At 67.1% G+C, this 20,251-nt stretch carries 17 protein-coding genes; 4 read left to right on the forward strand and 13 right to left on the reverse strand.

Features of this window, described 5'->3' with window-relative positions; translation table 11 throughout:
- Positions 1–42 precede the first annotated feature (42 nt).
- Positions 43–1,023 carry a GntR family transcriptional regulator gene (locus tag ABV408_RS06285; RefSeq protein ID WP_353981596.1) on the forward strand — a complete coding sequence of 327 codons (981 nt, stop codon included), beginning with the start codon at positions 43–45 and terminating at the stop codon, positions 1,021–1,023.
- A 62-nt stretch (positions 1,024–1,085) separates the two neighbouring features.
- Here ABV408_RS06285 and ABV408_RS06290 read toward each other — a convergent pair whose 3' ends face one another.
- From ABV408_RS06290 to ABV408_RS06315, 6 genes are all read right to left on the reverse strand, one after another.
- Positions 1,086–1,976 carry an NAD(P)-dependent oxidoreductase gene (locus ABV408_RS06290; protein WP_353981597.1) on the reverse strand — a complete coding sequence of 297 codons (891 nt, stop codon included), beginning with the start codon at positions 1,974–1,976 and terminating at the stop codon, positions 1,086–1,088.
- A gap of 85 nt (positions 1,977–2,061) precedes the next feature.
- A complete protein-coding gene (locus ABV408_RS06295) occupies positions 2,062–3,489 on the reverse strand; it encodes an FAD-binding oxidoreductase (protein WP_353981598.1) in 1,428 nt (475 codons plus the stop codon).
- 16 nt (positions 3,490–3,505) lie between these two features.
- On the reverse strand, positions 3,506–4,762 hold the full coding sequence (locus ABV408_RS06300) for a TRAP transporter large permease (RefSeq protein WP_353981599.1): 1,257 nt from the start codon (positions 4,760–4,762) through the stop codon (positions 3,506–3,508).
- A complete protein-coding gene (locus ABV408_RS06305; protein ID WP_207034912.1) occupies positions 4,759–5,247 on the reverse strand; it encodes a TRAP transporter small permease in 489 nt (162 codons plus the stop codon). The genes ABV408_RS06300 and ABV408_RS06305 overlap by 4 nt, the downstream gene beginning before the upstream one ends.
- A gap of 93 nt (positions 5,248–5,340) precedes the next feature.
- A complete protein-coding gene (locus ABV408_RS06310) occupies positions 5,341–6,429 on the reverse strand; it encodes a TRAP transporter substrate-binding protein (RefSeq protein WP_353981600.1) in 1,089 nt (362 codons plus the stop codon).
- Between the two features lie 96 nt (positions 6,430–6,525).
- Entirely contained in the window at positions 6,526–7,830 is a 1,305-nt protein-coding gene (locus tag ABV408_RS06315) for an L-fuconate dehydratase (RefSeq protein WP_353981601.1), read from the reverse strand.
- A gap of 207 nt (positions 7,831–8,037) precedes the next feature.
- On the opposite strand from ABV408_RS06315, the gene ABV408_RS06320 reads away from it, so the two are divergent.
- Positions 8,038–8,967 (forward strand): LysR substrate-binding domain-containing protein, encoded by a 930-nt coding sequence (locus tag ABV408_RS06320; RefSeq protein ID WP_353981602.1) that lies wholly within the window; start codon positions 8,038–8,040, stop codon positions 8,965–8,967.
- Between the two features lie 83 nt (positions 8,968–9,050).
- Here ABV408_RS06320 and ABV408_RS06325 read toward each other — a convergent pair whose 3' ends face one another.
- The 6 genes from ABV408_RS06325 to ABV408_RS06350 all read right to left on the reverse strand — a co-directional run bounded on the left by ABV408_RS06325 (position 9,051) and on the right by ABV408_RS06350 (position 15,662).
- Positions 9,051–10,223 (reverse strand): L-rhamnonate dehydratase, encoded by a 1,173-nt coding sequence (locus ABV408_RS06325; RefSeq protein WP_353981603.1) that lies wholly within the window; start codon positions 10,221–10,223, stop codon positions 9,051–9,053.
- Between the two features lie 98 nt (positions 10,224–10,321).
- On the reverse strand, positions 10,322–11,521 hold the full coding sequence (locus ABV408_RS06330; RefSeq protein ID WP_353981605.1) for a fumarylacetoacetate hydrolase family protein: 1,200 nt from the start codon (positions 11,519–11,521) through the stop codon (positions 10,322–10,324).
- 79 nt (positions 11,522–11,600) lie between these two features.
- Entirely contained in the window at positions 11,601–12,656 is a 1,056-nt protein-coding gene (locus tag ABV408_RS06335; RefSeq protein ID WP_353981606.1) for an Ldh family oxidoreductase, read from the reverse strand.
- Positions 12,653–14,167, reverse strand: coding sequence for a tripartite tricarboxylate transporter permease (locus tag ABV408_RS06340; RefSeq protein ID WP_353981607.1), 1,515 nt, complete (start codon positions 14,165–14,167; stop codon positions 12,653–12,655). The genes ABV408_RS06335 and ABV408_RS06340 overlap by 4 nt, the downstream gene beginning before the upstream one ends.
- 6 nt (positions 14,168–14,173) lie before the next feature.
- Positions 14,174–14,659, reverse strand: coding sequence for a tripartite tricarboxylate transporter TctB family protein (locus ABV408_RS06345; RefSeq protein WP_353981608.1), 486 nt, complete (start codon positions 14,657–14,659; stop codon positions 14,174–14,176).
- Between the two features lie 25 nt (positions 14,660–14,684).
- A complete protein-coding gene (locus ABV408_RS06350) occupies positions 14,685–15,662 on the reverse strand; it encodes a tripartite tricarboxylate transporter substrate binding protein (protein ID WP_353981609.1) in 978 nt (325 codons plus the stop codon).
- Positions 15,663–16,209: 547 nt separating this feature from the next.
- On the opposite strand from ABV408_RS06350, the gene araD1 reads away from it, so the two are divergent.
- Both araD1 and ABV408_RS06360 read left to right on the forward strand, forming a co-directional pair.
- Complete coding sequence (araD1, locus tag ABV408_RS06355; protein ID WP_353981610.1) at positions 16,210–17,202, forward strand: AraD1 family protein; 993 nt, start codon at positions 16,210–16,212, stop codon at positions 17,200–17,202.
- Between the two features lie 93 nt (positions 17,203–17,295).
- The gene (locus ABV408_RS06360) at positions 17,296–19,095 is read left to right on the forward strand and encodes an IlvD/Edd family dehydratase (RefSeq protein WP_353981611.1); all 1,800 of its coding nucleotides are present in this window, start codon (positions 17,296–17,298) and stop codon (positions 19,093–19,095) included.
- 188 nt (positions 19,096–19,283) lie between these two features.
- Here ABV408_RS06360 and ABV408_RS06365 read toward each other — a convergent pair whose 3' ends face one another.
- Positions 19,284–20,060, reverse strand: coding sequence for an FCD domain-containing protein (locus tag ABV408_RS06365; RefSeq protein ID WP_353981612.1), 777 nt, complete (start codon positions 20,058–20,060; stop codon positions 19,284–19,286).
- Positions 20,061–20,251: the final 191 nt, after the last annotated feature.

Here is a 20,251-nt window from a genome sequence, read left to right on the forward strand (position 1 = left end):
GTGTCGCGCCAGCGCGGTGTGCCCCGATGGCTGAGGAACGATATGGTCAAGACGCTCAAGGACCAGCTCTACCAGGCGCTGCTGCGCAGCATGGCCAGCGGTCATCTCGAGCCCGGTCTGGTGCTGCTGGAGAGCAATATCGCCGAGATCTTCGGCATGAGCCGCTCGCCGGTACGCCAGACTCTGGCGCGGCTGCACGACGAAGGGGCGATCAGCCGCTTCGAAGGGCGCGGCTACGTGGTCGGCGGCGAGCCGAGCGAGGTGGTGCGACGCTCGCTCACTGCGGCCGACTTCCGTGCCGCCGGCGGGCTTGCCTCGGTCAAGCGTACCGAGTCGTGGCGTGCACTGGCCGAACGGGTCGAGCACGACGTGGTGCTCGGGTCGATGAAGGGCCGGCTGGAGCTCAACGAGCTGGAGCTCTCGCGTACGCTCGACGTCAGTCGCAGCGTGACCCACCGCATTCTGCTGCAGTTGCAGTCCCTCGGCGTGGTGGCCAAGGTCAAGTATTCGAGCTGGAACGTGGTGCCGCTGGATAGTGACCGGCTGCACCAGCTCTACGAGGCACGCCGCCTGCTCGAGCCGTTCATGATCGGCAAGGCGTGCACGCGTATCGGGGCACAGGATGTCGAGCGCTATCTGCAGCGGCTGGCCCAGGCCGAGCGGCGCTATCCGCATATCGACCCGGGGCGGCTGGATGCGTTGGAGCAGGATCTGCACCATGACGCCCTGATCCACGGTGCCAACGACGAGCTGCTGTCGATGCTGCAGCGTACGCGGCCGATCCTGCTGATCAGCAAGCACCTGCTGGGGGGCGAGATCGCACTACCGCCGGGGGACCCCTTCTTCGCGGCCCACCGCCAGGTGTTCGAGGCGCTGGCGGCGGGGCAGGCGGCACGTGCCAGTCAGGCGTTGAGCGACCATCTGGCCTGCTCCGAGTCACTGGTGCAGGCGCGGCTGGTCAACTTTCAGCGTGATGGCGATATTCGCATTCCTGCCTATCTGCGCTGGCTCAGCCGCTGCTGAGCCGCGGCAATCACGTTATCCGGTGGCACGCCCAGGCCATCGAACCGTCAGCCATCGCCCAGTCAGCCATCGACTGGTAGACCATTGTGGCGGCGCAGCTCACGAATGATGCCGCTGTGGTCGAGATCGCCGTCGCCATGTTCGAGCATGGCGCCGAACAGGGCATCGGCGCGCTGGCTCAGTGGCAGCTCCAGGCTCAGGCTGGCGGCTTCGGCCAGAGCGGTCTGGGTGTCCTTGTGCTGCCACTTGGCAGGCCCCCCGGGAGCGAAGTCAGCTGCCAGCATGCGCTGGCCGTGCTGGGCGAGGATGGTCGAGTCGGCGAAGCCACCGAGCAGCGCCTCGCGCACCCGGGCCGGGTCGGCCCCGCCGCGTTCGACCAGCAGCAGCGCCTCGGCCACCGTGGCCAGGGTGTTGGCGACGATCATCTGATTGGCCAGCTTGGCCAGTTCACCACAGCCGGCGGGGCCGACATGGGTGGGGCGGCCCAGGTGGCTCAGCAGCTCGCGGCTGGCGTCGAAGGCGGCAGCCTCGCCGCCGACCATGATTGCCAGGGTGCCTTCGATGGCGCCGCGTTCGCCGCCGGAGACCGGCGCATCGAGATAGTCGATGCCCCGCGCGGCGGCGGCTTCGGCCTGGGCGCGGGCGGTGGCCACCGGGATCGAGCTCATCACGATCAGCCGGCTGCCGACAGGCATTGCGGCGATCGCGCCGTTGTCGCCCCGCAGCACCTCGTCGCAAATCGGCCCGGAGCTGAGCATCACGATCAGGGTATCGACCGCGGCCGCCTCCGCCGGGGTGGCGGCGAGATGGATGGCGTGATCGGCCAGCGGTGCCAGCTTGTCGCGGCTGCGGTTCCAGGCGCTGACGGCATAGCCGGCAGCGGCCAGGCGGCGGGCGATCGGGGCGCCCATGATGCCGGTGCCCAGAACACCGACGCGTCTTTGTGTGGTCATCTCGCCTTGTCCTTACCTGACTGTGTCTTGCCGGATGCGCCGCGCGCGGTCCGGCGTGGAGCGGCGCGCACCGCCCGTGTCGGTTTCAATCGCCGCTGCGCGGCAGGATACGCCCCGGCGAGAGCAGCTCGCGCGGGTCGAGCAGATGCTTGATACCGCGCATCAGGTCGTACTCCGGCCCCGGCAGGGTATCGAGAAAAGCGGCCTGCTTGAGCCGCCCGATACCGTGCTCGGCGCTGATGCTGCCGTCGAACGCTTCGACGATCTCGAACAGGCGCAGCTCCAGATCGTGTAGCAGCGGCAGGCGCTCGGCCTCCGTCAGCGCCGCCGGCGGCAGGATATTGAAGTGCAGGTTGCCGTCGCCGATGTGGCCGTAGGCGATCACCGTCGCCTCCGGGCAGGCCTCGGCGATGGCGTGACAGGCCTGGGCGTGGAACAGCGGCAGCGACGAGATCGGCAGCGAGATATCGGTGCGCAGATGCTCGCCGGTCTGCCGCTGGCCCTCCAGCATCGCCTCGCGGATCAGCCACAGCTGCTGGGCCTGGGCCTCGCTGGAGGCGAGCACGCCGTCGACCAGCAGCTCCGCCTCGGCCCCCTGTTCGAACAGCGCCTCGATCATCGCATCCAGATCGGCGGGGCCGCTCGCCGCTACCTCCATCAGCACGTAAGTGGGGTGGGGCGCGTCGAGCGGGTCACGCAGGTCCGGCGCTGCCCGCATGGCCAGCTCCAGGCAGTGCCGCGGAATCAGCTCGAAGGCGGTGAGCAGATCGCAGCAGCAGCGCCGGGCCAGGGCGTAGAGCGCCAGCACCGCTTCGATGTCGGCGCAGGCGAGCAGGGCGGTCCGGGTGACCTGGGGCTTGGGGAAGAGCTTGAGCACCGCACCGGTGACGATCCCCAGCGTGCCCTCGGCGCCGATGAACAGCTGCTTCAGATCATAGCCGGTGTTGTTCTTGTGCAGCGCACGCATGTGACTGAGGATTCGCCCGTCGGGCAGTACCACTTCCAGGCCCAGCACCAGCTGGCGGGTCATGCCGTAGCGCAGCACGTTGAGCCCGCCGGCGTTGGTGGAGATATTGCCGCCGATCTGACAGCTGCCCTGGGCACCCAGGGCCAGCGGGAAGTAGCAGTCCGCTTCCTCCGCCACCTCCTTGATGGTCTGCAGCACGCAGCCGGCATCCACGCTCAGACTGAAGTTGAGCGGGTCGAGTTCGCGTACCTGGTTCATGCGCTCCAGGCTGAGCACCAGCTCGGCGCACTCCTCGTCCGGCATCGCCCCGCACACCAGCCCGCTGTGCCCGCCCTGGGGCACCAGCGGCACGTCGTGGCGGTGGCAGTAGGCGACGATATCCGCCACCTGGGCGGTGTTCTCCGGGCGCACCACGGCCAGGGGCATGCCGCCGCGGCGCCCGGTCCAGTCGGTGCGGTAGCGGGCCAGGTCATCCTCCTGGGTGAGCACGCCGCGCGCGCCCAGCAATTTTTCGAGTTCGCCGATCAGGGCGTTGTCGCGGTTCATCGTCGTCTCCCTTTGCTCAGCGATACCACAGCACGATGCCGGGGAAGACCAGGAACAGCACCAGCAGGCCCAGCAGGGTGAAATAGAACGGCAGCAGGCTCTTGACCAGACTCTCCATGCCCACCTTGCCCACGCCGCAGCCGACGTAGAGCACCGTACCCACCGGCGGCGTGATCAGCCCGATGCCGAGGATGAAGGACATCAGCACGCCGAAGTAGACCGGGTCGATGCCCAGCTTGACCACGACCGGGGTCATCAGCGGTGCCAGGATCACCATCGCCGGGGTCAGATCCATGAAGAAGCCCACCACCAGCAGGAAGGCGGCGAGGATCAGCAGCAGCAGGAAGCGGTTGTCGGTCAGCGCCGAGAGGGTCACCACCAGCTGTTGCGGGATCATGTTGGCGGTCAGCAGCCACGCCAGCACGCTGGCGAAGGCGAGCAGCAGCATCACCACGCCGGTCAGCTTGCCGGTGTTGATGCAGAGCTGGAAGAAGCGCTTGAGGCTGAGGCTGCGATAGATCACGAACGACACCACGAAGGCGTAGACCAGCGCGATCGCCGCGCTCTCGGTGGGGGTGAAGACCCCCGAGAGGATGCCGCCTACGATGATCACCGGCAGCAGCAGGGCAAGGGCGGCGTCCTTCAGCGCGCGGCCCAGCTCCGGCAGCGAGAACGGCTGGCCGCGGCCGTTCTTGCGCGACTGCACGTAGGTGGTCACCGCCAGCCCCAGGGTGATCAGGATGCCGGGCACGATACCCGCCATGAACAGCGCCGAGATCGAGGTGTTGGTGACCACGCCGAACAGGATCATCGGAATCGACGGCGGGATGATGATCCCCACCACCGAGGCCGCGACGACGATCGCCGTGGCCAGCGGCCCGCTGTAGCGGTGGCGCTTCATCGGCTCGATCATCATGCTGCCGACGGCGGAGGCGTCGGCCACCGCCGAGCCGCTGATGCCGCCGAAGAACATCGAGGTCAGCACCGCGACCTGCCCCAGGCCGCCGGCGACGAAGCCGACCAGGGCGCTGGCCAGGCGGACCAGGCGTGTGGCGATGCCGCCCTCGCTCATCACCTCGCCGACCAGGATGAACAGCGGGATCGCCAGCAGCGGGAAGGAGTCGAGCCCGTTGACCGCCTGCGCCACGATCGGCGACAGCGCATAGTCCGACTCGAAGAAGATGAACAGCGTAATGGCGGCGAGGCCGAACGAGATCGGCATGCCGATGACGATACAGATCGCCAGACCGACGAGAATGCTCCAGAGAATCATGCTGTTTTTCCTCGCAGCAGGGCGACGAGCGCGACGCTGTTGGCGATCAGCGTGAGGATCGCCATCACCGGCATGGCGCTGTAGAGGAAGGTCTGCGGAATGCCCAGCATCGGCGTGGCGCTGGTGTAGCCCGAGATCAGATCGCGGAAGCCGAACAGGATGCAGATGCAGACGATATAGATCACTGCGATGGCGAGCAGCGAGGCGGCGCGCTTGAGCGCGCTCGGCGCCTTGTCGCGGAAGAAGGTCACCGCGACGTGCTCGTTGCCGAGACTGCCGACACCGGCGCCCAGCAGCACCAGCCAGATGAACAGCACCCGGGACATCTCCTCGGCCCAGGTGTAGGAGTAGTTGAGCACGTAGCGGCCGAAGACGTTGGCGGTGACGCAGAAGACGACACCCAGCACGAGCAGGCCGACGGCGATCTCCAGGGTCAGCTTGAGCCACCCCAGCACGCCGCGTGCAGTGGACGAGGAAGCGGTCATCGCGCTCTCCGAGCAAGCGGGGCGTGACGGCCAGGCCGGCACGCCCCAGACAATGAGGCGCGGCCAGTCTCTCGACCGGCCGCGGGGGTGGGATTACTGGGCCGAGGCGGCGGCCTGGCGGATGCTGTCGATCAGGTCACCACCGATCTTGTCGCGCCAGTTGGCGTAGACGGGCTCCAGCTTGTCCTGGAACACCTTGACCTGGGCCGGCGTCAGCTCGGTGATCTGCATGCCTTCGTCTTTCAGCTCCTGCTTGATCTGGTCGTTCATGCTGCGGCTGACGTGGCGCTCGTAGTCGCCCATCTGCTTGGCGGCGTCACGCAGCAGCTGCTGGTAGTCGGCCGGCAGGCGGTTCCAGAAGCGTTCGGAGACCAGCGTGATGAAGGGCGTGTAGACGTGGTTGGTCTCGGTGGCGTACTGCTGCACCTCGTTGAACTTGGAGGACTTGATGGTGATCCATGGGTTCTCCTGGCCGTCGACCACGTGCTGCTCGAGAGCGGTGAACAGCTCGGCGAACGACATCGGTGTCGGGTTGGCCCCCAGGGTGCGCCAGATATCCAGGTGAATCGGGTTCTGCATGGTGCGGATCTTGAGACCGTCGAGATCCGACGGCTTGGAGACCGGGCGCTTGCTGTTGGTCAGCTGACGGTAGCCGTTCTCCGACCAGCCGATCGCCACCAGCCCCTTGGTCGAGGCTTCCTTCAGCATGCGCTGGCCGATCTCGCCATCGAGCACCTTGTCGGCGACTTCCGGCTTGGGGAACAGGAACGGCAGATCGAACACCGCGAACTGCGGGAACATGTTGACCATCGGCGAGGTCGAGGGCGAGGTCATCTCCAGGGTGCCGGCCTGTAGTGCGCTCACCGACTGCAGATCGTCACCCAGCTGGGCGCTGTGGAACATCTGCACCTGGATATGGCCGTCGCTGCGCTGCTCGACGATCTTCTTGAAGTACTCCAGGCCGCGATACTGGGCGCTGGACTGGGTCAGACCGATGTTGAACTTGAGGCTGTAGTCCTTGCCGTCGCCCTGTACGACATTGCCCTTGACCTCGGGCAGCGGCGGCATCTCGGTGGCGGCCACCGCCGACAGGCTGCCCAGGCCGAGCACGCCGGCGGTCAGCAGCGACATCAGCGAGCGGCGCAGCGGCAGGGTACGTAGGGGACGTGTGGTTGTTTTCATCTTCGACTCCAGAGCATGTGGGCTGGTGGTCTGGGGCAGGGCGGTGCCACCTTGTTGTGGCTTGTCGAGGGCGGCCGCGCCTGCCGGGGGACGGCGCTAGGCGGAGTGCCAGGCGCTGCCGTCGGGGTAGCGGTGGGCCGCGAGCGACGCCGCCTTCATGGTCACCCCGTAACCCGGGGCATCCGGTACCTGATAGCGGCCGCGGTGGATCTGCACCGGGGCCTCGAAGTGTTCGTGCAGATGGTCGACGTACTCGAGCAGGCGCCCCTCCAGCGAACCGGAGACCGCGATGTAGTCGAACATCGAGATGTGCTGGGTGTACTCGCACAGGCCCACGCCACCACCGTGGGGGCACACCGGGATGCCGTACTTGGCCGCCAGCAGCAGTACCACCAGCACCTCGTTGAGCCCGCCCAGGCGGGCGGCGTCGAGCTGGCAGAAGTCGAGCGCCTCGGCCTGGAACAGCTGCTTGAACATGACGCGGTTGTGGCAGTGCTCACCGGTGGCGACGCCGATCGGCGCCAGACGGTGACGGATCTCGGCGTGGCCGAGAATATCGTCGGGGCTGGTCGGCTCCTCGATCCAGTGCGGGTCGAACTCGGCCAGCCGGCGCATGTTGGCGACCGCCTCGTCGACATCCCACATCTGGTTGGCATCCATCATCAGGGTGCACTCGGGGCCGATCTCCTCGCGCAGAATGCGGGCACGGGCGCGATCCTCCTCGATGTCGCCGCCCACCTTCTGCTTGAAGTGGCGCCAACCCTCGTCCAGCGCCTCGCGGCAGAGCTTGCGCATCTTCTCTTCCGAGTAGCCCAGCCAGCCCGCCGAGGTGGTGTAGCCGGGGTAGCCGTGCTCGCGCAGATGCGCCACACGCTCGGCCTTGGTCGGTGCCTGGCGGCGCAGCAGAGCGATCGCCTCTTCCGGAGTGAGTGCATCGCTGACGAAGCGGAAGTCCAGACACTGGACCAGTGCTTCCGGGGTCATGTCGGCGAGCAGCTGCCAGACCGGCTTGCCCTCGCGCTTGGCCCACAGGTCCCACACTGCGTTGACCATCGCCGCGCAGGCCAGATGGATGACGCCCTTTTCCGGGCCGAGCCAGCGCAGCTGGCTGTCGCCGCTGGTCAGGTCGCGCCAGAAGGCGCCCATGTCGGCGGTGATCTCCTCGAGCGTACGGCCCTCCAGGCGCGAGGCCAGGGAGTTGACCGTGGCGACGCAGATCTCGTTGCCGCGGCCGATGGTGAAGGTGAGCCCGTGACCGCTGATGCCATCGTCCGCATCGGTGTGCAGGATGACGTAGGTGGCCGAATAGTCCGGCGCCGCGTTCATCGCGTCCGAGCCGTCGAGCTCACGCGAGGTGGGGAAGCGAATGTCCTGGGCTTCGACGCGCTGAATGGTGGTCATGGGGCGCGGTTTTCCTTATGGCTTACGGCACGAAATAGGTCGCGCTATTGTCGGGGAATGCGCCAATTCTCGAGACCTCAATCGATGGTCTCTTCGGCGATTCCGAACAGCCTAAAGGAGCGCTGAAGCCCCGAATAATCGTTTTTTTTGCAACTGGAATAACCCGGGGTTATTGTCTTTGACCAAAGAATAAAGGCAGGGATGCACATGTCCCACGATAGTCGAATTCACATCAAGAGCTGGTTGCGTATCAAGCACCTCGTGCTGCTGGTGACCCTCGACGAAAGTCGCAGTCTTCACGCCACCGCGCGGCACATGAACATGAGCCAACCGGCCGCCAGCAAGATGCTCAAGGACATCGAGAACTTCTTCGGCATGGCGCTGTTTCTGCGCCAGCCACGGCAGATGACATTGACCAGTGGTGGCCGTCTGCTGGTGCGCTACGCGCGCAGCATTCTCAACGACACTGACCGCCTGATCGACGATCTGATCTCGCTGCGTGAGGGGGGCCACGGCAAGCTGGTGATCGGCAGCGTCCCCGGCGCGGCACCGGTACTGCTGCCGCAGGCGATCATCCAGCTCAAGCATGAGCGCCCGCAGCTGGCGGTGAACGTTCAGGAGAATTCCAGCGATCGTCTGCTGGCCGATCTCGAGTACAAGCGTCTCGACGTGGTGCTTGGGCGTTATACCGAACCGGCCCAGCACCACCTGTTCGATTTCCTGCCGCTCCAGGCCGAGCCGGTCTCGATCGTGGTGCGTGCCGGCCACCCGCTGTGCCAGCACACCCCGACCCTGGCCGAGGTAGTGCGCTGGCCGTGGGTGATGCACCCCACCTCCAGCCCCATGCGCGGCCTCTTCGAGGTGGCCCTGGCCGAGGCCCAGGTGCGCTCGCCGCGCAATGTGATCGAGACCACCTCGACCCAGACCACGCTGCAGCTGGTCAGCGCTTCGGATGCCATCGCGCTGCTGCCCACCTCGATACTGCGCACGGCGATCTCCTCCGGGCGCTTCGCCGCGCTGCCGCTGACCATCGGCGAGCCGCTGGGCTACTACGGGGTGATGACGCGCAAGGGCGAGGAGCGCGCCGAGGTGGTGGAAGCCTTCATCTCACTGCTGATGACGCGCTCCGAAGGCTGAGCGTCGCATTGCGAGACCGGCGCGGCCGCTGTCCACTCAGCTCGGGACAGCGGCTTGCGCCTTCACGCGGCGACAGGGCGGTGTCATTCGATGATATGGAACTGATCGAAGTAGCGCTCGTTGAGCGACAGCCCCAGCCCCGGGGTGTCATCGTCGAGGTCGAGGCAGCCGTCGACCGGCTCGGGGTCCCCTTCGAACAGGTAGTAGAAGAGTTCGTTGCCAATCTCGACATCGTGGACCGGGAAGAATTCGGACATGGGGGAGGCGAGGGAGGCCATGGTCAGATGGTAGTTGTGCATCTGACCGGCGTGGGGGATCACCGGCACGCAGAAGGCCTCCGCCATGGCATTGATCTTGCGCGCCGCGGTGATGCCGCCGACCCGGTTGGTATCGTACTGGATGACGGAGACCGCGCGTTTCTCGAGCAACTGGCGGAAGCCGTAATGGGTGAATTCATGTTCACCACCGGAGATCGGAATGCTGGTCAGCCGATTGAGTTCGGCATAGCCGTCGATGTCATCGGCGATCACCGGCTCTTCCACCCAGCGCGGCTGGAAAGGCTCCAGCCTGGGCAGCATGCGCCTGGCGTAGTCGAGGTTCCAGCCCATGTAGCAGTCGATCATCAGGTCGATGTCGTCGCCGATCACCTCGCGCACCGCGGCGACACTGTCGAGGTTGGCGCGCATGCCCGCAGGACCATCCTTGGGGCCATAGCCGACACGCATCTTCATCGCCTTGAAGCCCTGGTCGAGATAGGACTGCGCCTCTTCCTGCATCGACGGCAGGTCCATGCAGTAGAGCTTGGAGGCGTAACAGGGGATCTTTTCCTTGGTGCGCCCGCCGAGCAGCTTGAACACCGGCTGGCCGGCCGCCTTGCCCATCAGATCCCAGATCGCGATTTCGACCCCGGAGATCGCCGCCATGCCGATCCCCTTGCGGCCCCAGGCCAGGGTGGCGCGATACATACGTTGCCACAGATATTCGTAGTCGAACGGATCCTGGCCGAGGACCAGTGGCGCCAGATACTGATCGATGATCGTCTTGGCGACCCGCGGCGCGAGCGCCACATTGCCCAGCCCCACCAGACCGGTGTCGGTCTCGACCTCGACCACGGTCCAGCCGTGGAAGCGAAAGGTACCCATGGAGTCGCTCTTGTCCCACAGCTCGTCCATGGCGTTGGCGCAGAAATGCGGCGTCGGAGGCACGGTATGGCCTTTCCATTCGAAGACACGGGCACGGACGCGGGTGATTTTCATGGCGTGTTCCTCGTCGTGTAGAGACTCAGGTCGCTGATCGCACAGCGGCTTGGCTCACCCCGTGACGGCCGGGCCGGCCGCCACGGGGTGATATCGCCTCACGCGCCTTGACGATGCGCGAGGTGAGCGATCAGGCGGCGAATGCCGAAGGTCCACGGCGGCAGCTGGTCGCTGCGTGCGACCACGTTGCTCAGCCGCCCCAGCTTGGGCGTGCTGATGTCGACCCGGTCGCCCAGATGGTGGGTAAAGCCCTGGCCCTCGCCGTCGCGATCCTGGATCGGCGAGAACATGGTGCCGAGGAAGAGCATGAAGCCATCCGGGTACTGGTGGTGCGCCCCCTGGGTCTGACCCACCAGGTCGAGCGGGTCGCGGCTGATCTCGCGCATGTCGCTGTCGCCCTCGAGCACGAAACCGTCGTCGCTGCCCTCGATACGCAGCGAGACCCGCGCCTGGCGCACGTCGTCGATGCCGAAGTGGGCGTCGAACAGGCGGATGAACGGGCCGATGGCGCAGGAGGCGTTGTTGTCCTTGGCCTTGCCCAGCAGCAGCGCGCTGCGCCCCTCGACGTCGCGCAGGTTGACGTCGTTGCCCAGGCTGGCGCCACGCACCTGCCCCTGGGTGTCCACCGCGAGCACGATCTCCGGCTCCGGATTGTTCCATTGCGAGGCCGGATGCAGGCCGACCCGGGCGCCGTGGCCCACCGCGGAGAGCGGCTGCGCCTTGGAGAAGACCTCGGCATCCGGGCCGATCCCCACCTCCATGTACTGCGACCAGGCGCCGCGCGCCTGCAGCTCGCGCTTGAGCGTCATCGCCTCTTCCGAGCCGGGCTGGATGCGCGACAGGTCGCTGCCGATCAGCGTCTGGATCTCGCGGCGCAGCTCGGCGGCGCGGTTGAGATCGCCGCCGGCCTGCTCCTCGATCACCCGCTCCAGCAGGCTGACCGCGAAGGTCACACCGCAGGCCTTGATGGCCTGCACGTCGCAGGGTGCGAGCAGATAGGGCGCGATCGGTTCGGCCGCGGCGCTGTTGGCCAGCACCGTCGCCAGCGGGGCGATCAGCGGTGCCTCGGCGTCGCGCACCAGGCCCGCGGCGTCGGGGTGCTCGAGCAGATCGGCCATGGTGGCGACATGCGCTGAGAGATCGACCAGGGCATCGCCGCGTACGGCGACGATGGCCGGGCCGCCGCGCTGCGGGTCGTCGCCCAGCCAGGCGCGGCCCACCAGCAGGGCGCGATCGGCGTCCTCGGGCAGACAGTCGAGTGACTCGGGCAGGCGGTCGGGTGCTTGGGCTTGGGTCATGGGAAAACCAGCTCTCGATGATCAGGGGTGACTGGGCGCCGCTGCGCTTGCGCGGCGCGGATAAAGGGGTGTCCGGCGTTCAGCCGAAGGGCGTCGTGCCGGCCAGCGATGAGCGTGCCACTGCCTGACGCATCGCCGCCACCACGTCTTCGGGTAGCGGGATGCCGTCGGCGAGATAGTCGCGCCGCCGCGCCAGGCCGGACTGGCCGGGCAGGCGCACTGGGCGCTCGGCATCGCGCGGGCGCGCCTCAAAGCAGCGTCGGGCGAGATGATCGGTCTCGTCGAGGAACGCCTGAGTACCGCCGAAGCGCGCCGGGTCGATCACCATCACCATTACCGAGGCGCCCCAGGTGGTAGGGCCATCCTTGCGCCCGAACCCGGCCAGGGCCGAGGTCAGCGCTTCCACCATCAGCCCCAGGGCAAAGCCCTTGTGGCCGAAGGCGAGTTCGCCCAGCGGCAGGATGCTGCCGCCCGGCTCGGCGAAGTAGTCGGCGGGGTCATCGCTCACCGCGCCGTGCCCGGAGAGGATCGCCGGATGCGCCAGACGCTCGCCGGCGGCGTGGGTCTTGCCCACGGTGCCGTTGGTGATGGTCGACATGCTGACGTCGATCAGCAGCGGCTGCTCGCGACCGGGGATGCCTGCTGCCAGCGGGTTGGGGGTGTAGACCCGATCGAGACCGCCGAACGGTGCCACCGAGGCTACCGCAGGGTCCGAACTCAGGATCAGCGGCACCAGGTTGGCCTCCACCAGTGGCTGTAGATAGGCCGCCAGGCAGGCGATATGGTGCGAGCGCTTGAGACTGACCATGCCCAGGCCGAAGGTGGCAGCGGCCGCGCGGCAGTGGTCGAGGGCGCGCTGCACCAGATAGGGCCCGAGCAGGTAGTGGCCGTCGAACAGCGCCGCCACCGGGGTGTTTTCCTGAATCTCGAGCACCCCGGGGTCGCCGCTGGCGTTGCCGGCGGCGAGATCCTTGAGGTAGCCGTCGGCCAGCTTCACGCCGTGGGTGTGGTGGCCGAGCAGATCGCCCTCGACCAGAATCCTGGCGGTGGTCTCGGCGACCTCCTCCTGCGTCCCCGCCTCGCGGAACAGGGCGCGCAGGGTAGTACGCAGAGTGGCGGCGTCGTAGCGCGTCATTTCTCGTCTCCGGCGGTGGCGGCTGCGGGGCGGCGCAGTCGGCGGATGTGCTTGATCAGCGTCGGCAGCAGCCAGATCAGGATCACCAGCGCGCCGAGAGCGGCGCTGATGGGGCGCTCGAAGAAGGCGAGCAGATCGCCGCCGGACTTGAGCATCGAGCTCATGAAGCTGTTCTCCAGCGTGCCGCCGAGCACCAGCCCCAGGATCGCCGGCGCCATGGGGAAGTCGTTGCGTGCCAGCACGAAGGCGACCAGGCCGATGACCAGCATGATCCAGATATCGGTGACCGAGTTGTTGATAGCGAAAGCGCCGACGATGCAGAAGGTTAAGATCACCGGCATCAGCATCTTGCGCGGGGTCAGGATGAAGATCTTGGAGGCGCGGATCGCCAGATAGCCCAGCGGCAGCATCATCAGGTTGGCGACGAAGAACACCGTGAACAGGGCGTAGACCTGGCTGCCGCCGTTCATGAAGATAGTCGGCCCCGGGTTCATGCCCTTCATGTAGAGCACACCGATGACGATGGCGGTGATGGTGTCGCCGGGGATGCCGAACACCAGCGCCGGTACCCAGGCACCGCTGATGCCGGAGTTGTTGGCCGAGCTGGCATCGACGATCCCTTCGATATGGCCGCTGCCGTACTTCTCTTTCTCCTTCGAGCGGCTCTTGCCCAGCGCATAGGCGATCCAGGCGGCGATATCCGCCCCTGCGCCCGGCAGCGCGCCGATCAGCGTACCCAGGGCGCTACCGCGCAGCATGTTGCGCCAGTAGCGGCGCAGGGTGGCGGGGGCATGACGGAACACGCTGTCCTTGGCCATTGCCGGCACGCTGCGGGCCTCGTTGCGCGAGCCGTAGAACAGCATGATCTCGTTGAGCGCGAACATGCCGATCATCACCGGAATGAAGTTGACCCCGGCCATCAGGTCGGGCACGCCGAAGGTGAATCGTGGCGCGCCGCTCATCATATCGAGCCCCACGGTGGAGAGCAGCAGGCCCACGGTGAGCGACAGAAACGCCTTCAGCCGCGAGCCGATGGCGATGAAGATCGAGCAGCTCAAGCCCAGCAGCGCCAGCCAGAAGTACTCGAAGGAGCTGAAGTTGAGCGCCACCTCGGCCAGCGAGGGTGAGACGAACACCAGCACCAGGGTGCCGAACAGACCGCCGAACACCGAGCACAGCAGGTTGGTACCCAGCGTCTCCCGGGCCCGACCCTGGCGCGCCAGCCGGTACGACTCGCCGACATAGGCGGCGGAGGCGGGGGTGCCGGGGATATTGAGATAGGTACCGGGAATGTCACCGGCGAAGATCGCCATCGCCGAGGTCGCGACGATCGCCGCGATCGCCGGCGTGGCGTCCATGTAGAAGGTGATCGGCACCAGCAGGGCTACCGCCATGGTGGCGGTGAGGCCGGGGATGGCGCCGACGAAGAGCCCGAACACGGCCGCCGCGACGATCACCAGCAGCGTCTGGGCGTTGAACACCATGGCCAGGCCTTGCAAGAAGGTTTCCATGAGCGATTACCCGATCCAGGCCAGACTTTGCGGGAGCAGTACGCCCTCCGGCAGCGGAATCAGCAGATAGCGCGAGAACAGCAGGGTGACGATGAGCGACACCACCAGGGCGACGCCCAGCGCCAGCCACCATTTCGCACCGCGCATCAGCATCAGCAGCCACATCGAGAGCAGCATGCACAGCCCGGCGCCGAGGGTCTCGGCGGCCAGGATGTAGAACACGATCAGGGCGCAGGGCACCAGAGACAGCGCCAGCCCGAGGTAGTCGTAGCGCGAGAGCCCCGGATCCTCGGGCGCGTGCCGCCGGGCGGCGAGCACGCGGACCTGACTCAGTGCCAGCAGCGCACCGCCGATCAGCATCCCCGCGCCGATCAGCGAGGGGAACAGCGATGGCCCGTACTGCAGCGAGGGCATGGTGGGGTAGGTCTGCGCCACGGCGATCACCACGCCACCGCCGATGGCGAAGGCCAGACCCAGGAGAAAGTCTCTCATCGTGCGACTCCCGCGGGCTGCGCTATCACTTGGCCAGGCCGACCTGCTTGACGATCTCGCCGAAGCGCTGATCCTGCTCGGCCATGAACTTGCCGAAGTCATCGGCGCCGCGCCACTCGGTGCCGAAGCCCTGCTTGGCCATGAAGTTCTGGTAGGTGTCGCTCTGATAGGCCGCCTCGACCGCCTTCTCCAGTGTCTCGACCACGGCCGGGTCCATGCCCTTGGGGCCGGCGATACCGCGCCACTCGCCGATGGTGTAGTCGCTGCCGATCGCCTCTTTAAGCGTGGGTACGTCGGGGAAGCTGGCGAGCCGCTCCGGAGCCATGATCGCCAGGCTCTTGACCTTGCCCGCCTCGATCATCGCGCGTCCTTCGGGCACCGAGCTGGGCACGATATCGATGCTGCCCGCCGCCATCTCGGTCATCGCCGGCGCCGCGCCCTGGCTGGGGATCCAGGTCACACGGTCGGCCTCCATGCCCTGGTCGAGCAGCAGCCCGGCGAAGGCCAGATGCCATACGCCACCCTGGCCGGTGCCGGAGGCGTTGTAGGTGCCCTTGGGCTCGTCCTTGACCTTGTCGAGCAGGGTCTTGACCGAATCGAAGGGGCCGTCGGCGGCGACCTGGATGCCGGCGTAGTCGTAGTTGATCTGGGCGATCGGGGTGTAGTCGGCGTAGGTGAGCTGGGTCAGGCCCTGCCAGTGCATCATGTTGATCTCGCCGGTGACCAGGCCGAGGGTGTAGCCGTCGGGCCTGGCCATGGCGATGGCGGTGTGTCCTACAACGCCGCTGCCGCCGGTGCGGTTGACCACGTTGACGGTCTGGCCGAGCTCCTTCTCCAGCGCCGTGGCGATGGTGCGCGCAGTGGCATCGGTGCCGCCCCCCGCCGCCCACGGCACGATCAGGGTAATCGGCTTTTCGGGATAGTCGGCCAGCGCCGGCAGGGGCAGGACCAGGGCGGCACCGAGCAGGCCGAGGCAGAAGCGTTTCGCGGTCGTCGAGATCATGGCGGTGTCTCCAGAGTGACTCTGTAGTGATTGTTGGTTGTCGTGGGTCTTGCTCAGAGCAGCGGTGGTCATGGTGTCCGCTTTCCGGACAGTGGATCGCGAACACATGAAAAGCATGTCGCTGAATACGCCACTTACGCCGCTATCGATCGACGCCGCTGCCGGGCAGCTGAGGTCGTGCGAATGGCGCTGAATTCGGGCGCATCAGATGGCGCGCTTTTCGCCTTCGAAGCTAGGGTGAATGAACATTGAGTGCAATATCCGTGTTAGCTAGACATTGGTCGAGTGCACCTGCCGCTGGGGCCGGAAGCTGTCACCATGGCGGTCAATGAATCGGGCCAGCAGCGCTCGCCGAGTGAGCTGTCCAGCCTAGCGTGATTCGCGGGTGGGGTATTTGCGCCGAAAGTCTATGTTGTACTTATTGCTAGTATGTTCAACATATCCTGCATCGGTGTCTATCCGCCGCGCCCGAACCCGCTCGATTGTCCAGCGAGCCCGAAACCGCTCGTGAGTGTGAGCCCAATCAATGCCGAGGAGAGCAAAGACAATGCGCCTGATTCAATGTCGCCACGAGGGGCGATTGACGGTGGGCCTGGTGGTCGACGCCCAGAGCGTGCAGGTGGTGGCCGCGGAGGCGGGGGTCTACGGTCTGGCGCGCCAGGCGATCGCCGCGGGGCGCCCGCTGAGCGAGATGGTCGAGGCGGCGCTGACCGACACCCGGCTCGATTACGCCGCGCTGGTCGACAACGGCCAGCTGCTGCCGCCGCTGACCCACCCGGACCCTGCCCACTGGCTGGTCACCGGCACCGGGCTGACTCACCTCGGCAGTGCCGACACGCGTTCGGCCATGCACGCCGCGACTCAGGTCGACGAGAGCACCTTGACCGACTCCATGCGCATGTTCCGCATGGGCGTGGAGGCGGGCAAACCGGGCGCCGGCGAGGTAGGGCCGCAGCCGGAGTGGTTCTACAAGGGCGACGGCGACTGTGTGGTGGCGCCCGAGGCGGCGTTACGCTCGCCGAGCTTCGCCCAGGATGCCGGCGAGGAGCCGGAACTGGCCGGGCTCTACGTGATCGGCGACGACGGCACCCCGTGGCGGGTCGGCTACGCCGTCGGCAACGAGTTCTCCGATCATGTCACCGAGCGCTTCAACTACCTGTGGCTGGCCCACTCCAAGCTGCGCGCCTGCAGCTACGGCCCGGAGCTGCTGGTGGGCGAGCTGCCCGCGCACCTCGAGGGCACCAGCCGCATCGTGCGCGATGGCAAGACCCTGTGGGAAAAGCCGTTTTTGACCGGCGAGGCCAACATGGCGCATAGCCTGGCCAATCTGGAGCACCACCATTTCAAGTACCGTAACTTCCGCCGCCCGGGCGATGTCCACGTGCACTTCTTCGGCACCGCGACGCTGAGCTTCGCCGACCAGGTGACGGTCGAACCGGGCGACCGCTACGAGATCGAGCTGCCGGCCCTGGGCCGCCCGCTACGCAACACCCTGGAGTCCGATACGGACCTGGGCTATGCGGCGGCCAAGCCGCTATGAACCGCCTGATGTCACGTCGTCTCTCCCGGCGCCGTCCGGGGTCCCTGGCACGTCGGTGCCGCGCGGCGCGTGGCGCCTCTCTGGAGCCTTTCGATGTCTGATTCCCCCGCGCGCCGTCGCGAGTCACTGCGCTCGCGCTGGTGGTTCGACAACCCTGACCACGCCGGTACCACGGCGCTGTGTCTCGAGCGCTACATGAACTACGGCATCACCCTGGAGGAGCTGGCCGCGGGCAAGCCGATCATCGGTATCGCCCAGTCCGGCTCCGACCTGACGCCGTGCAACCGTCATCATCTCGAGCTGGTCGAGCGCACCAAGGCGGGGATTCGCGCCGCCGGCGGGGTGCCGTTCGAGTTCCCGCTGCACCCGATCCACGAGAACGTGCGCCGGCCCACCGCGGCGCTGGACCGTAATCTCGCCTATCTCGGTCTGGTCGAGGTGCTGCACGGCTATCCGCTGGATGGTGTGGTACTCACCACCGGCTGCGACAAGACCACGCCGGCCTGCCTGATGGCCGCGGCCACCGCCGATCTACCGGCGATCGTGCTCTCCGGCGGGCCGATGCTCAACGGCTGGCGCGGCGCCGAGCGGGTCGGCTCCGGCACCATCGTGTGGGAGCTGCGCAAGCGCCTCACCACCGGCGAGATCGACTATCCCACCTTCCTCGCCCGGATCGCCGACTCGGCGCCCTCGGTGGGGCACTGCAACACCATGGGCACCGCCTCGACCATGAACTCCATGGCCGAGGCGCTGGGGATGAGCCTGCCAGGCTCGGCAATGATCCCGGCGCCCTACAAGGAGCGCCCCATGGTGGCCTACGCCACCGGTGCGCGCATCGTCGAGATGGTGTGGGAGGACCTGCGCCCCAGCCGTATCCTGACCCGCGAGGCGTTCGAGAACGCCATCGTGGTGTGCTCGGCGCTGGGCGGGTCGAGCAACGCGCCGATCCATATCAACGCCATCGCCCGCCACGCCGGTATCGAGCTGGCCAACGACGACTGGCAGCGGCTCGGCCATGACGTGCCGCTGCTGGCCAACGTGATGCCGGCGGGCGCCTATCTGGGCGAGGAGTTCTTCCGCGCTGGCGGCGTGCCGGCGGTGATCCACGAGCTGCTGGGGGCGGGGCGCGTTCACGGCGAGGTGCTGACGGTGAATGGCCACACCCTCGCCGACAACTGCCAGGGGCGCGAGACCCAGGATAGCGACGTGATCCGCCGCTACGCCGACCCGCTGGTGGCGGCGGCCGGTTTCATCAACCTCAAGGGCAATCTGTTCGACTCGGCGCTGATGAAGACCAGCGTGATCTCCGACGACTTCCGGCGGCGCTTCCTCTCCGATCCCGACGATCCCGACGCTTTCGAAGGGCGGGTGGCGGTATTCGATGGTTCCGAGGACTACCACGCGCGGATCGACGACCCGACGCTGGGGATCGACGAGAAGACCATTCTGGTGATGCGCGGTGCCGGCCCGGTGGGGCACCCCGGGGGCGCCGAGGTGGTCAACATGCAGCCGCCGGAAGCGCTGCTGGCGCGCGGGATCGAGTCGCTGCCGTGCCTGGGCGACGGACGCCAGTCGGGCACCTCGGGCTCACCCTCGATTCTCAACGCCTCGCCGGAAGCGGCGGTGGGCGGCGGGCTGGCGCTGCTCGAGAGCGGCGACCGGGTGCGTATCGATCTGCGTCGCGGCGAGGCCAATCTGCTGGTCGACGACGCCGAGCTGGCGCGGCGGCGAGCAAGCCTGGAGGCGCGCGGCGGCTACCCCTACCGCGATCACCAGACGCCGTGGCAGGAGATCCAGCGCGGCATGGTCGAGCCGCTGGACCGCGGCATGACGCTGGCACCGGCCACCAAGTACCGCGCCATTGCCTGGGACTTGCCGCGCGACAACCACTGAGAGGGGGCTGAGCGGGTGTTTACAAAATGCCTGCGCTCGGCGAATTTTTAACCACCCTCTGAGCGCGACGCCGGACGCTTGTCTCTTTCAGCGCCGCGCCTCTCCAGAGCGACTTCTCTACAGGCCGCGTCTCGCCTGTCGACTGCGCCCGAGCTCACCGCTCGGGCGCTTTTTTTGCCGATACTCTCTCAGTCGCCGGGCGGCGGCCTCTCCCCCAGCAGCGTCTCCGGCAGCGCCAGCCCCAGCGCGCTGGCGGTGCCCTGGAGCACCGCCAGCGAGGCCTGAAAAGCCTCGGCAGGGCGCCGGGTACGGATGCTCTCCATCAGCACCCGGTGACGCTCCAGGCTCTCCTCGGGGTCGCTGGCACTGACGTTGGAGGTCTCCACCAAGAGATGGATCGACGGGCGCAGGATGTGCGAGAGCTGGGTCCAGACGATGTTGTGAGTGGCCTTGAAGATGGCGACGTGGAAGGCCACGTCACAGTCGCTGTGCAGCCGCGCGCGCTGGCCCTCATCGCTGGGCTGGCGCAGATGCTGGCCCATGCCGTCGAAGGCCTCCTCGATCGCCACCAGGTCGCGGGCGGTGGCACGCTTGGCCGCGGTCATTGCCACGTAGGGCTCGACGTCGAAGCGGAAGGCGAGGATCTCGCGCTGGATGCCGGGGTTGGGGGTGGCGAAGCGGGTCATCCAGGCGGTGACCTGAGGGTCGAGAATATTCCATTCGGAGTAAGGGCGAACGCGGGAGCCGTAGCCGGAGATGCGCTCGATGATGCCGGCATCCACCAGCTGGCGCAGATCGCTGCGCACCGCCGAGCGGTTGAGCGCGAAGCGCTCGCAGAGATCGATCTCCTTGGGCACGAACTCGCCGGGCTGGTAGCGGCCGGTGAATATCTCCTCGGCCAGCGCTTCGGCGACGCTGGGGCGCGGTGCGGGCGGGGAGCGGCGGGCGGCTTTCACCTCGGGCATGGTTCGGCATCCAGGTTGGGGGGCTCGCGCGGCGAGGACCGATAGCGCTCATCTTAACCGCCGCGGGCCGCGGGTGGCGATGCCCGGTGTGCCGGGCCGGCCGCTATCAGCTTGTTCCAAATCGATCTTTCGGCCCCGGATCACGGTTACCCGCAAGCGGGATGGATTGGGTAACATGGCGCGCCTGTCGT

This window comes from Salinicola endophyticus (assembly GCF_040536835.1).
In the GTDB taxonomy this organism is placed as follows: Bacteria; Pseudomonadota; Gammaproteobacteria; order Pseudomonadales; family Halomonadaceae; genus Salinicola; species Salinicola endophyticus_A.